Consider the following 13,081-nt stretch of genomic DNA (forward strand, 5'->3'; position numbering starts at 1 on the left):
GGCCGCAGCGCGGCAGTATCAGTCGGGTTGCGGCGTCGGCGGCTCGTTTTCGGAAAAGCTGGCCTCGCGACTGCGGCGGATCAGCGGCGCGATGGTAGAGCCCTGTACCACGATCGAGAAGAGTACCACGCCGTAGGTCATCACCACCCACAGGTGGCGCAGATCGTGAGTGGCGTCTTCAAACACACCGTCCACCACATAGCCGGCGGGTATCGACATTGCCAACGCCAGCGCAAGGCCGCCGCGCAGGCCGCCCCAGATCAAAATACGCTCGGTGTAGGGGTGGTAGCGGCGGTGGCGCTTCAGGAACAGGAACGGCAAGCCGACCGCAAGCACCCGCCCCAGCAGCACGATCACGATGGCGGCGGCGATCAGCACATAGTCGATGGGCTTGAAGTCGATGGTGATCAGGAACAGTCCCACCAGCAGGAACAAAATCCCGTTCAGGAACTCCTCGGTAATGGACCAGAAGTTATCCAGCTCGTGCTGACTCATGCGCGAGAAACCTTTCTCACGGGTGAAGTTGCCGATGATGATCCCCGCCACCACCATGGCCAGTGCGCCGGAAACACCGAGCATATTGGCCGCCGCAAAACCTGCCGTGGGTATCACCAGGGTCAGCAACAATTCCAGGCTGTGATCGTTGGTGGAGCAGATCAGCCAGTGGAACAGGCCACCGATGGCCAGACCCAGCGCGATACCACCGAGGGCCTCCACCATAAACAGATGGCTGATGGCGGCGACGGTAGGCTCGGTGCCCTGGAACGCCAGCGCATAAATCACCGCGAACACCACCATGCCGAAGCCGTCGTTGAACAGGGATTCCCCCTCCACCTGAATCGACACCTGTTCCGGAGCTTTCAGGCTTTTGATGATGGCGAGCACCGCAATGGGGTCGGTGGGGGAAATCAGTGCGCCAAACAGCAGGCAGTACACCAGTTCAACCGGCATACCGATCAGGCCGAAAAAGAAGTACAGCATGTAACCGACGGCGAAGGTTGAAATCAAAGTGCCGACAATCGCCAGCAGCGTAATCTCCACCTTCTGGTTGCGCAGCATCAGCAGGTCGATATGCAGTGAGCCCGCAAACAGCAGGAAGCCGAGCATGCCCTTCAGCAGCAGGTCCGGGAGGTTCATCAGCGGCAGCAGTTGCGCCACCCAGTCGCGCAGCTCGACAACTTCCAGTTTGCCGAGACCGGTGACGATCAGAGAGAGTGCAAGGGAACCCGCGGTAATGGCGATGGTGGTCTGCGTGCGCAGCACATACTGATTGATAAACCCGAGGAACACGGAAACGGCGGCGAGAAAGCAAAAGATGTAATAGACGTCCATGCCCGGGGGATTACCTCAAGTAGATAGGCGGCACGCCGGGCGGGTTACCCGGCGTGCGCGAAACTCAATCCGTAAGCGTGCCGTTATTGTAGTCGCGCACCGCCTGTTCGATCTGTTCGCGGGTATTCATAACAAAGGGACCGTAGTGGGCGACGGGTTCGTCCAATGGAGTGCCGTGTAACAGCAACAGTCCAACGCCCTCCTCTGGTGCACCTTGCGGCGCGCGCAATTGTAGCGATTCACCATCGCCAAACAACACCAGATTGCCGCGCTCCACCACACCGCGGCCGGTGTCCAGCGCACCGCGATATAGGTAAACCAGCACTGAGTGCTGCGGAGGCACCGGTAAGTTAATTTCTGCGCCGGGTGCCAGGCGCACATCGGCCACCGCCGCATCCGCGGCCGCTTCCAGCAGCGGACCACATTCCGGTTCTCCGGCAATCTGCCATTGCCCGGAGATCAGGCGGATCAGCGAGCCGCTCTCGTCCAGGGAAATCTCCCGTACCTGCTGCGGCTGGATATCGCGCCAGTCCGGCTTACTCATCTTGTCTTTCGCCGCCATGTTTATCCACAGCTGGAAGCCGTGCATGCCGCCCTCACCCTGGGACGGCATTTCCGAGTGAATAATGCCGCGGCCGGCGCGCATCCACTGGGCACCGCCCTGATTGATGGCGCCGCGGTTGCCCAGGTGATCCTGGTGCTCGAACTCGCCGCTCAGCATATAGGTGAGGGTTTCTATCCCGCGGTGTGGGTGCGGCGGGAAGCCGGCGATATAGTCATCAGGATTTTCCGAGCGAATCTCATCGATCATCAGGAAGGGACTGAAGTCCCGGGACTGGAAACCCGCCACCCGGTGAATCTTCACCCCGGCGCCATCGGCAGAGGGATGGCCCGCCACAACCCGCGCAGCGGGGCGGATGCTGGCGCTGTTTGCGCTATTTGATGTGACTTTAGACATGGTTCTGTTCCTCCATTTCCGGCAGTATAGGCCGATAAAATCGCCAGAAAATGGCAAATAATCGCAGCTAAGTTTCGACAAGCTCGATAGATTAATCGGAATTCCGTTTTACCCGGTGGTGCGAGGCGGAATCAGTTTTCGAATTCAGACGAAGGACAGTCTATGGCCAAGGTAACACTGGAACAGTGGCGCATGTTTCAGGCGGTGGTAGAGCACGGGGGCTTCTCCCAGGCCGCAGATGCGGTGCACAAAAGCCAGTCTTCCATCAATCACGCGGTGCACAAGCTCCAGGAAAGTTTGGGGGTTTCGCTGCTGGAAGTGCGCGGGCGCAAGGCGGAGCTGACCGATGCCGGGCGCGTGTTGTTGAATCGGGCCGGCGGCCTGCTGGACGAGGCCGAGGCGCTGGAATCCGTTGCCGCCAGTCTTGCGGAGGGTACCGAGGCGCAGTTGCGTCTGGCGGTGGATGTGCTGTTCGACTACGAGGCGCTGTTCAACGCGGTGGAGCGCTTTGCCAGTGAATACCCGCACACCCGGCTGGAAATTCGCGAAACGGTGCTCTCTGGCGGCGAGGAGCTGCTGTTGCAACAGGAAGTGGACTTCATTCTTACCGCGCGGGTGCCCCAGGGGTTTGTGGGTGAGCCCGTCTCGCGGGTAAAGTTCGTGCCGGTGGCACACCCGGACCACCCGTTGCATCAGCTGGGCCGGCCGGTAAACCGCGAGGACCTGAAAGCGGCGCGGCAGATTGTGATGCGCGATTCCGCTTTGAAGAATCGCCAGGATGCCGGCTGGCTCGGTTCCGACCAGCGCATCACCGTCACCAACGTGCACACTTCCATCGAGCTGATTGAACGGGGCCTGGGTTTTGCCTGGCTGCCGCAGACCCGCATCCGCGATTCCCTGTCTGCCGATCGCTTGCTACCCCTGCGCACCGAGGAACCCTGGGAGCGGGAAGCCACAGTGTATCTGGTGTACGCCGACCAGGATCGCGCCGGCCCCGCCGCCTGTCTGCTGTTGCGCGCACTGCGCGAGGGTTTGCCGCCGATCGAATGATCGCGGTTGGCGCCTCGCGAGGCCTTAGCATTATTTAAATTGGGATCTAAGAGATGACTGGTGAGAGCGACAAAATCCGCTGGGGCATTATTGGTTGCGGCAATGTCACCGAGCTGAAAAGTGGCCCGGCATTTAACAAGGTGGCGGGTTCGAAGTTGCTGGCGGTGATGCGCCGGGACCGGGAAAAGCTCGCGGACTACGCCGCGCGCCACGGGGTACCCAAAACCTACGCCAGCGCCGACGAGCTGATCAACGACCCGGAAATCGATGCCATCTATGTGGCCACCCCGCCGGGCAGCCACCGCGAGTACGCCCTGAAGATAGCGAGCGCCAACAAACACTGCTGTCTGGAAAAGCCCATGGCGCTCAATTTTGCCGAGTGCGAGGAAATCATCGGGGCGTTTGAGGGGCTGGATGCGCAGCTGTTTGTCGCCTATTACCGCCGCTCCCTGCCCCGCTTCAATAAAGTCAAAGAGTGGATCGACAGCGGTCGTATCGGCGCTGTGCGCCATATCAACTGGAGCTATGCGCGCACCCCTTCCGCCGCCGATCTGTCACCGGAGTACGACTGGCGCACCGACCCGGCGGTATCCGGCGGCGGACATTTTGTCGACCTGGCCTGCCACGGCCTCGACCTGTTTATCCACCTGGCCGGTGACATTACCGATGCCCGCGGTATCGCGGTCAATCAGCAGAATCTGTATGACGCTGAAGATGCGGTTTCCGCCTGCTGGGTATTTGAAAATGGCGCCACCGGTGCGGGTTTCTGGAATTTCGGCGCCAGTGACTACTGTGACGAGGTGGTAATCTGCGGCGCCAAAGGCACAATCCGCTTTTCCGTGTTTGCGGAGAATCCACTGCAGCTCGAAGCGGGCGATGACCGCGAAACGGCCGATATTGCCCACCCGGAGAATATCCAGTTCTTTCATATCGAGAATATGGTCAAACACCTGAACGGCGCGGATGCGCACCCGGTCGCCGGCGCCGAGGGCGGCAAGGCCTCGCGGGTGATGGACCAGATTCTGGCGGGGTTTCGATAGTGAGCCCCCTGCCCTTTCTCTTTTCTTGCTAAAAAAACGGTGTTTCCCGCCGAATAACTGCGATTTTAGTTTCGAATCTCCGAATTACACTGAACTGCATGACAGCTTCTTACACTTTCGTGGGGAGTGGTGTGTGGAACAGTGTGAAGCCCGGTGCGGATCCGGTAACAGGAGTGAAGAATGGGACTGCTGGTAAACGGCGAGTGGAAAGACAAGTGGTACGACACGGACAAAAGCGGCGGTGAATTCGAGCGCGAGGCGGCACAGCTGCGCAACTGGATCACCGCCGACGGCAGCGCCGGCCCCAGTGGCGAGGGCGGCTTCGAGGCGGAGAAAGGGCGCTATCACCTCTACGTTTCCCTCGCCTGCCCCTGGGCCCATCGCACCCTGATATTCCGCAAACTCAAGGGCCTCGACGACTACATCGACGTTTCCGTGGTCAGCCCCTACATGATGGAAAACGGCTGGACCTTCGATAAGGACGAGGGCAGCCGCGGCGACAAGCTGTTCGGCAGCGACTTCCTGCATCAGGTATATACCCGCAACCGCGCCGACTACTCCGGGCGGGTGACGGTGCCGGTGTTGTGGGACAAGCAGCGCGAGCAGATCGTCAGCAACGAGTCCGCGGAAATCATCCGCATGTTCAACTCCGCATTCAATAAACTGACTGGCGACGAGCAGGATTTTTATCCACAGGAACTGCGCGGGGATATCGACGCCACCAATGCGCTGGTTTACGAAAACGTCAACAACGGTGTGTACCGTGCAGGCTTCGCCACCAGCAAGGAAGCCTACGAGGCCGCCTACCACCGGCTGTTTGAAGTGCTGGAACAGCTGGAGCAGCGCTTGCAGAGTAACCGCTACCTGACCGGTGATCGCGTGACGGAAGCGGACTGGCGGCTGTTTACTACACTGATCCGGTTCGACGCCGTGTACCACGGCCACTTCAAGTGTAATAAACAGCGGCTGGCGGATTACCCCAATCTGTGGGGTTATGTGCGCGAACTGTACCAGTGGCCGGGTGTGGCGGAGACGGTGGATTTCCACCATATCAAGACCCACTACTACGCCAGCCACAAAAACATCAATCCCACCGGCATTGTGCCCGTGGGTCCGGAACTCGACTACAGCGCGCCCCACGGCCGCGGATAACGCTACGAGGAGAACGCCATGAAGCTGTTTTACGCCCCCGGTGCCTGTTCCCTGTCACCGCATATCGTCGCCTGCGAAGCGGGCATCGATCTCGAGCTGTGCAAGGTGAACCTGAAAACCAAGGAGACCGAGAGCGGTGGCGACTACACGGAAGTGAATCCGAAAGGCTATGTGCCGGCGCTGCAGCTGGAGGGTGGCGAGCTGCTCACCGAGGGCCCGGCAATTGTACAGTTTCTGGCGGAGCAGAAACCGGAGAAAAAACTGGCTCCGGAATACGGTACTCTCGATCACTACCGGGTGCTGGAGTGGCTGAATTACATTTCCACCGAGGTGCACAAATCCTTCCTGCCCCTGTTCTGGGGTGGAAGCGATGATGAACAGGCGGCAGCCAAAGAAAAACTGGCGAAGCGCTTCCAGTATGTGGAGGACCAGATGGCCGGAGACTACCTGATGGGTGACGACTTCAGCATCGCCGACGCCTACCTGTTTACCGTGTACAACTGGTGCAGCAAGGTGGGTGTGGATACCGGCAGTTGGCCCAAACTTGCGGCGTTTGCCGAGCGCATGGGCCAGCGGGAAGGGGTGCAGAAGGCACTGAAGGCGGAAGGCCTGATTTAAAGGCCTGCAGAGCCACGGCTGCGGGTCATACCCGCAGCGCCTGCTCCTCTATTTCGATCGGCCGGCGCGCCCGCGCTACAAACAGCGCCATGCACAGGGCGGCGGCGGAACAACACAGCATCCCCAGTGCGATCGGCACCAGAGTGCCGGTGTGCACCGCGTTCACTGCTCCACCCAGGACCCCACCAAAAATAAACAGCGAGGCGCCGTACAGGGCATTCGCAGTACCGCTGATCCTGGGGAAGAACTCGAGATAACAGGCCGCCGAGTTGGGGGTGATGATGCCGATGGCACCCATCGCCATCACCAGCGGAACCATCCACGCCAGCAACACCTGGTCCTGTCCGAAATACAGGGTGCTCGCCAGCAACAGCGCGCAGGAAAACAACTGCAGCCCCATACCCGCCAGCAGTATCTGGCGCGGTTCAAATACCTTCAGCAGGCGAATGTTCAGCTGCACCATCAACACCAGTCCGAGTACGCAACTGCCAAACAGCATTGGGAAGGTCGCGGAAGACACCCCGAAATGCTCCATAAACACGAAGGGCGCGGTGGTGATGTAGATAAACATACTGCCGCTGATCAGCGCCTGCCCGAACAGAAACCCCAGTGCGCGCGGGGTGCGGAAGATCTGCGCATAGCCCTTGAGCATACTGCGGCGGGATTCCCGCTGGCGGCGTGCGCGGCGGAACTTGGATACCGTCTCCGGTAGCACCCCGCGCACCAGTACCATCATCAGCAGACCGTACACCAGCAGGAAGATAAAGATCGCGTGCCAGTCGCCGAAGGTCAGCAGGGTCGCGCCAATCGCCGGCGCCGCCATGGGGGCTATCAGCATCATGGTGGCAATCATCGACATGATCCGCGCCGCGTCCCGCCCGTGGTACAGGTCGCGCACGATCGCCCCGCAGATCACCGTGGCAAACCCGCCACCCAGCGCCTGGCAGAAGCGCAGTGCCACCAGCAGTTCCACGGTGTTGGTAAACAGGATCAGTGCCGAGCTGACGATAAAGATTGCGAGCCCGATGGTGCCGGTGACAATGCGACCCCAACGGTCCGACAGTGGCCCACCAATCAATTGGCCCACCGCAAACCCCAGCAGATAACTGGATACCGAGTGCTGTACCTGCGCCACCTCCACACCCAGCGCCACGGCCATGGCGGGAATTGCCGGCAGGTAGGTATCAATGGCAAATGGCGTCAGTGCCACCAGTGCGGCGAGACAGGGGGCGAGCCAACGCGGCGGCTTGCCTTCGGCGTCGAAGAAATTCGGGGGCATAACAACTCAATTGAAGAGAATCTCGAGTACTTGTTGCAAGTACTCGGTTGAGGTGGCCGGCACCGGCTGTTCCGGCTAAAACCGAGACACCGGCGGGCGCCGGCATGGTAACGGGGGCCAAGGCCAGTTTCCATGACAGTTCGGGAATTTGCGGTCAGGGACAGGGGAGCCGGGGTCGAAGCGCGGCGCTGACCGAACGATCAGTCCGTGTCAGTGTTTCTCTTCCCGCAGATTGTAGAGGCCTTTCTTCAGCTTCAGCAGGTGTTCCTGCAGCTGTGGACCCTTGCGCTGGGCGACGCCGATCGCGAGGACATCGATCACCACCAGGTGGGCGATGCGCGACGAGAGCGGTGTGTACAGTTCGATATCTTCTTCCACGTCCACTTCCAGCGGGATGCTGGACTGGCGTGTCATGGGTGAGCCGCTGGGGCCGAGGCCGATTACGGTGGCGCCCTGCTGCTTGGCCATTTCCATGGAGCGCAGCAGCGAGGAGGTGCGGCCGCTCTGGGAGATGGCGACCACCACGTCGCCGGGCTGCATGCTCATCGCGGACATGCTCTGCATATGGTGGTCGGAGTGGGCGGCGGTGGCCATCTGCAGGCGGAAGAATTTGTGCTGGGCGTCGGCGGCTACGGCACCGGAGGCACCGAAACCGAAGAATTCAACCCGTTTGGAAGCAGCGATGGCGGCGACAGCGGCTTCTAGGGCGCGGCCGTCGATCTTGTCGCGCACGTTCAGCAGGGTGTCGACGGTGGAGTCGAAGACCTTGCGTTTGTATTCGGCGATGGTGTCGGTTTCGGTGACGGCGATCTGGCCGAAGCTGGGGCTGGAGGCGAGCTGCTGGGCCAGGTTCAGCTTGAATTCCTGGAAGCCGGAACAGCCGACGGCGCGGCAGAAGCGCACGACCGTGGGTTCGCTCACCTGGGCTTCGGTGGCGAGATCGACGATCCGCATATGAATGATTTCGCCGGGATTGGCGAGGATATATTCCGCAACCTTACGCTCAGATTTGCGCATGGAACTCAGCTGTTCGCTGATCTTCTGCGTGACTTCCGCTGGCTTCACGACAACACCTTCTCTGGTTCAAGCTGTGCAGTTTAGCGGCATGGCTCGGTGCTGGCGAGCCTTCCATTGGCCTGATACTTGTCCTGTGGCGGCCCTGCTACCGGGTCTGTCTGTGCGAGACACGGGCTAGGCGCCCCCCCTCAACCCATCCCTGGGGGCTCTTCCGCGAGGTCCCTCTCGCAGAAGGTCTCGCACAGACAGACCCGGCATCAGGGCTTTCGCATCGAATTTCAGTGGTTCAAAACCCTGTTTATATACCCAGTTATCACAAAACCCCTGATACAATCCGCCCCATGGACGTATCTGAACTCTTAGACCCCCTCAACGACCCCCAGCGCGAAGCCGTCGCGGCGCCGCCGGGCAATCAACTGGTTCTGGCCGGCGCCGGCTCGGGCAAAACCCGCGTGCTGGTGCACCGTATCGCCTGGCTGATGCAGGTGGAGGGGGCATCGCCCTACTCCATTATGGCAGTGACCTTTACCAACAAGGCCGCACGGGAGATGCGCGGGCGTATCGAGGAACTGCTGGGGGTGAATACCTTCGGTATGTGGGTGGGCACCTTTCACGGCCTCGCCCACCGCCTGCTGCGCGCCCACTGGCAAGAAGCGAAGCTGCCGCAGAATTTCCAGATTCTCGATTCCGACGATCAGCTGCGCCTGATCAAACGGGTGCAGAACGAGCTGGGGCTGGATGACAAGAAGTGGTCCCCACGGGAGACCCAGTGGTGGATTGGTGCACAGAAAGATGAGGGGGTTCGCCCGCAGTATATCCAGCTGACCGGCGATCCCTGGCTGCAGACCATGGTGCAAATTTACAGCGCCTATGAAGCGGCCTGTCAGCGCGCCGGTGTAGTCGACTTTGGCGAGCTGCTGCTGCGCGCCCACGAACTGTTGCGGGATAACGACGGCATACTCGCCCATTACCGCCGCCGTTTCCCCCATATCCTCGTCGACGAGTTTCAGGATACCAACACCATCCAATACGCTTGGCTGCGCCTGCTGGCCGGCGACCAGTGCACGATCACCGCGGTGGGTGACGACGACCAGTCCATTTACGGCTGGCGCGGGGCCAAAATCGAGAATATCCAGCACTTCGAGGCGGATCTGAAAGACGTGCAGACGGTGCGCCTGGAGCAGAACTACCGCTCCACCAGCACCATCCTGAACGCCGCCAACGCAGTGATCGCCCACAACTCCGGCCGCCTCGGCAAGGAGCTGTGGACCGAGGGCGACAAGGGCGAGCCCATCTCCCTCTACTCCGCCTACAACGAACAGGATGAGGCGCGGTTTATCGTCGAGCGTATCCAGGACTGGGTGCGCGACGGCAACCGCCGCGACAGCATTGCCATCCTGTATCGCTCCAATGCCCAGTCGCGGGTGCTGGAAGAAGGGCTGCTGCGCGAACAGGTGCCCTACCGCATCTATGGTGGCCAGCGCTTCTACGAGCGACTGGAGATCAAAAACGCATTGTCCTATATGCGCCTGATCACCAACCGCCACGATGACACTTCCTTTGAGCGGGTGGTGAATACCCCCACCCGCGGCATCGGCGCCCGTACCGTGGATACCGTGCGCGAATTCGCCCGCGAACACGGCTGTTCCATGTGGGATGCCGCCGCCAAGATGCTGCAACAGAAAGTCCTCGCCGCCCGCGCCGGCAATGCCCTGGCCAACTTTCTCAGCCTGATCGACGCGCTGGACGAAGAGAGCACCGACAAAACCCTCGACCATATCGCCGAGCTCGCCATCGAACAGACTGGCCTGCTCGACTTCCACGGCAAGGAAAAGGGTGAGAAGGGTCAGACCCGGGTGGAGAACCTGCAGGAACTGGTCAGCGCCTGTCGCGGCTTCGACGGCCTGCCCACCGTGGACGCTGATGGCGAGGCGGTGGACGAGGAAGAGATTCCACTGATCAACCAGTTCCTCGACAGCGCCGCGCTGGACGCCGGCGAAGGCCAGGCAGATGAGTTTGAAGACGCCGTGCAGCTGATGACCCTGCACTCCGCGAAGGGTCTGGAATTCCCACTGGTATTTATGGCCGGTGTGGAGGAAAACCTGTTCCCGCACAAGATGTCCGCCCAGGAACCCGGGCGCATGGAGGAGGAGCGCCGCCTCTGTTACGTGGGTATCACCCGCGCCATGCAGAAACTGTATATCACCTACGCGGAAAGCCGCCGCCTGTTTGGCAGTGAGACTTACAACAAACTGTCGCGGTTTGTGAGCGAAATCCCGGTGGAATACATCCACGAGGTTCGGCTGAAAACCGAAGTCTCCAAGCCCCTGTTTCAACCCAATTATGGACGAGCAGGCCAGTTCTCCGACCCGGCCCCGGAGTTCGACGACGACCTGCCGCCACTCGCCCTCGGCGGCCGCGTCGACCACGCCAAATTCGGTGAGGGCACCGTGGTGCAGTTCGAAGGCAGCGGCCCGCGTGCAAGAGTACAGGTCAACTTCGACGACGCCGGGGCCAAATGGCTGGTAGTATCCATGGCCAAACTACAGCCGCTGTAATCACGATCGACACCGTCATATTTTAGCGACAACGTCATCCCGGACTTGATCCGGGATCCAGAAACCACAGAACCGGCAGTAAACTCCGATACCCTGCCACACTCACTGGATCCCAGATACTTTTGTCATGCCGGACGCGATCCGGTACCGGGATGACGCAATAAAACGAAAAATAAAAATCAAACGGACATGAAAAAAATAAACTGGTATCCCCCCGTCATCCTAGGCCTGCTCGCCCTGCTGGTGCTTACCTTCGGCGCACTGGTGATTTCCCGCTCCGATCAGGTACAGACCGTCACTTCGATCGAAAACGCCGGCCAGCAGACCTTCGAGTGGAAACTCGTCACCACCTGGCCAAAAAACTTCCCCGGCCTTGGCAGCGCCCCGGAGCGCTTTGCCAAAAATGTGGAAGCCATGTCCAACGGCCGGTTGAAAATCAAAGTCTTCGGCGCCGGTGAGCTGGTACCCGCCATGGGTGTCTTCGGCGCAGTGTCCAGTGGCGCCGCCCAGGTAGGCCACGGTGCCGCCTATTACTGGAAAGGCAAAATCCCCGCAGCCCAGTTTTTTACTGCGGTACCCTTCGGATTAAACGCTCAGGAAATGAATGGCTGGCTGCACTACGGCGGCGGGCTGGAATTGTGGGAAGAGCTCTACGCACCGTTTGACCTGATTCCCATGGCCGGCGGCTCCACCGGCGTGCAGATGGCGGGCTGGTTCAACAAGGAAATCAATTCCGTAGCGGATCTGAAGGGCCTCAAAATGCGCATCCCCGGCCTCGGCGGTGAAGTGCTGAACCGCGCCGGCGGCACCGCCGTCACCATTCCCGGTGGCGAACTCTATACCGCCCTGCAGACCGGCGTCATCGACGCTACCGAGTGGGTAGGCCCCTACAACGACCTCGCCTTCGGTTTCCACCAGATCGCCAAGTATTACTACTACCCGGGCTGGCACGAGCCCGGTTCAATTCTAGAAATCATCATCAACAAAACCGCCTTCGAGAAATTGCCCAAAGACCTGCAGGCCATCGTCCGCACCGCCGCCCGCGATGCCAACCAGGATATGCTCGACGAGTACACCGCGCGCAACAACCGCGCGCTGAAAGAACTGGTGGATGAACACGGGATTGCACTGAGAAAATTGCCGGACGATGTCATCGCCCACCTGAAAAAAATCAACCAGGGCATCATGCAGGAAACTGCGGCCAATGATCCGCAGTTCAACCGCGTGTATCAGGCGTTCCGGGAATTCGAGTCACAGGTCATCCCCTATCACCGGATCAGTGAAGAAGCCTATTACGATACCCGTGACGTAGTACCCGAGCAGGAGTAGTCCGCCACTTCATCTATATACGTGCCGACAGAATTCCGCATCCATCGTTGGCACGTTATTCCCTCTATTTTATTGACTCCCGCGATCGCAAAAATTGGTACGATCGTGCGCATTTCGTAAATTGACTCTGACACCATTTTATATTTTTGACAAAGGTATCGCGCCCTTTAGTATAACTTCAGGTGCCGGTAAGTTCCGCCGTGCGTTGCACTTCGTTTTTTGATCCGGGCTTCAATACGTGGATATCAACACAATATTGTATCGATTCACTGTTTCTTTAATTGCATTAATATTTTCAGGTTCTCTGCACGCTATGTCGATATTTGATACTGGTAAAGCTTGTACGTTTTCTGGGGTTTCTGGCGTAATTTTACAAAATGGAGTGCCGGTAGCTGGTGCTAAAGTAACAAGAACTACAGACTTTCAGAAAAAAAAGCAGGATGAAACCATTACGGATGATAAGGGTTACTTCGAGTTTTCCGCTCGATTCGAGCGGAATATTGTCAATATCTTGCCTCAAGAATTTGTAGTCGGTCAGAAAATTACCGTGGCAGTGGGCGAAGAAGAGATAGAAATTTGGTCCGGCGTAAAGAGAAAGAAAGCTGAAAATTCGGAAGCGCGCGGTGTTCCTATATCAGTCACCTGTGAATTAGAGAGTGAAACAAAACTTATCAACGTAAACAATCAGCCTTTTTTTACCCGGTGCATTTGGGATGTTGAACCGGATGTCATTGATAATGGGTTTTAA

The 13,081-nt window shown here is 59.2% G+C and carries 11 protein-coding genes; 7 read left to right on the forward strand and 4 right to left on the reverse strand.

The features are described from left to right. Nucleotides 1–18 precede the first annotated feature (18 nt). Together ACYX4K_RS15335 and ACYX4K_RS15340 are read right to left on the reverse strand one after the other, a co-directional pair. On the reverse strand, nt 19–1,332 hold the full coding sequence (locus tag ACYX4K_RS15335; RefSeq protein WP_475091277.1) for a cation:proton antiporter: 1,314 nt from the start codon (nt 1,330–1,332) through the stop codon (nt 19–21). 64 nt (nt 1,333–1,396) lie between these two features. Beyond that, a complete protein-coding gene (locus tag ACYX4K_RS15340; RefSeq protein ID WP_475091276.1) occupies nt 1,397–2,290 on the reverse strand; it encodes a pirin family protein in 894 nt (297 codons plus the stop codon). A gap of 162 nt (nt 2,291–2,452) precedes the next feature. On the opposite strand from ACYX4K_RS15340, the gene ACYX4K_RS15345 reads away from it, so the two are divergent. The 4 genes from ACYX4K_RS15345 (at nt 2,453) to gstA (ending at nt 6,150) form a co-directional block, all read left to right on the forward strand. Continuing rightward, nucleotides 2,453–3,340 (forward strand): LysR family transcriptional regulator, encoded by an 888-nt coding sequence (locus tag ACYX4K_RS15345; protein WP_475091275.1) that lies wholly within the window; start codon nt 2,453–2,455, stop codon nt 3,338–3,340. Nucleotides 3,341–3,393: 53 nt separating this feature from the next. Next, the gene (locus ACYX4K_RS15350) at nt 3,394–4,380 is read left to right on the forward strand and encodes a Gfo/Idh/MocA family protein (protein ID WP_475091274.1); all 987 of its coding nucleotides are present in this window, start codon (nt 3,394–3,396) and stop codon (nt 4,378–4,380) included. A gap of 180 nt (nt 4,381–4,560) precedes the next feature. After that, the gene (locus tag ACYX4K_RS15355; protein WP_475091273.1) at nt 4,561–5,532 is read left to right on the forward strand and encodes a glutathione S-transferase family protein; all 972 of its coding nucleotides are present in this window, start codon (nt 4,561–4,563) and stop codon (nt 5,530–5,532) included. Nucleotides 5,533–5,550: 18 nt separating this feature from the next. Further along, entirely contained in the window at nt 5,551–6,150 is a 600-nt protein-coding gene (gstA, locus tag ACYX4K_RS15360; protein ID WP_475091272.1) for a glutathione transferase GstA, read from the forward strand. Nucleotides 6,151–6,175: 25 nt separating this feature from the next. Here gstA and ACYX4K_RS15365 read toward each other — a convergent pair whose 3' ends face one another. Further along, complete coding sequence (locus ACYX4K_RS15365; RefSeq protein ID WP_475091271.1) at nt 6,176–7,429, reverse strand: multidrug effflux MFS transporter; 1,254 nt, start codon at nt 7,427–7,429, stop codon at nt 6,176–6,178. Nucleotides 7,430–7,639: 210 nt separating this feature from the next. Next, complete coding sequence (gene hexR / locus ACYX4K_RS15370) at nt 7,640–8,494, reverse strand: transcriptional regulator HexR (RefSeq protein WP_475091270.1); 855 nt, start codon at nt 8,492–8,494, stop codon at nt 7,640–7,642. A 293-nt stretch (nt 8,495–8,787) separates the two neighbouring features. Here hexR and uvrD point away from each other — a divergent pair, with 293 nt between their 5' ends. The 3 genes from uvrD to ACYX4K_RS15385 all read left to right on the forward strand — a co-directional run bounded on the left by uvrD (nt 8,788) and on the right by ACYX4K_RS15385 (nt 13,081). Then, nucleotides 8,788–11,004: a DNA helicase II gene (gene uvrD, locus ACYX4K_RS15375; RefSeq protein WP_475091269.1), complete on the forward strand. Its 2,217-nt coding sequence runs from the start codon at nt 8,788–8,790 to the stop codon at nt 11,002–11,004. A gap of 189 nt (nt 11,005–11,193) precedes the next feature. Then, a complete protein-coding gene (locus ACYX4K_RS15380; RefSeq protein ID WP_475091268.1) occupies nt 11,194–12,333 on the forward strand; it encodes a TRAP transporter substrate-binding protein in 1,140 nt (379 codons plus the stop codon). Between the two features lie 238 nt (nt 12,334–12,571). Further along, the gene (locus tag ACYX4K_RS15385; RefSeq protein ID WP_475091267.1) at nt 12,572–13,081 is read left to right on the forward strand and encodes a DUF6795 domain-containing protein; all 510 of its coding nucleotides are present in this window, start codon (nt 12,572–12,574) and stop codon (nt 13,079–13,081) included.

The sequence above is a fragment of the Microbulbifer sp. ABF4_107 genome (assembly GCF_056312215.1).

Excerpts from the sequence above, each read along its gene's own strand:
- ACYX4K_RS15335 (WP_475091277.1), bottom strand. The coding sequence starts at position 1,332 with ATGGACGTCTATTACATCTTTTGCTTTCTCGCCGCCGTTTCCGTGTTC.
- ACYX4K_RS15340 (WP_475091276.1), bottom strand. The coding sequence starts at position 2,290 with ATGTCTAAAGTCACATCAAATAGCGCAAACAGCGCCAGCATCCGCCCC.
- ACYX4K_RS15345 (WP_475091275.1), top strand. The coding sequence starts at position 2,453 with ATGGCCAAGGTAACACTGGAACAGTGGCGCATGTTTCAGGCGGTGGTA.
- ACYX4K_RS15350 (WP_475091274.1), top strand. The coding sequence starts at position 3,394 with ATGACTGGTGAGAGCGACAAAATCCGCTGGGGCATTATTGGTTGCGGC.
- ACYX4K_RS15355 (WP_475091273.1), top strand. The coding sequence starts at position 4,561 with ATGGGACTGCTGGTAAACGGCGAGTGGAAAGACAAGTGGTACGACACG.
- gstA (WP_475091272.1), top strand. The coding sequence starts at position 5,551 with ATGAAGCTGTTTTACGCCCCCGGTGCCTGTTCCCTGTCACCGCATATC.
- ACYX4K_RS15365 (WP_475091271.1), bottom strand. The coding sequence starts at position 7,429 with ATGCCCCCGAATTTCTTCGACGCCGAAGGCAAGCCGCCGCGTTGGCTC.
- uvrD (WP_475091269.1), top strand. The coding sequence starts at position 8,788 with ATGGACGTATCTGAACTCTTAGACCCCCTCAACGACCCCCAGCGCGAA.
- ACYX4K_RS15380 (WP_475091268.1), top strand. The coding sequence starts at position 11,194 with ATGAAAAAAATAAACTGGTATCCCCCCGTCATCCTAGGCCTGCTCGCC.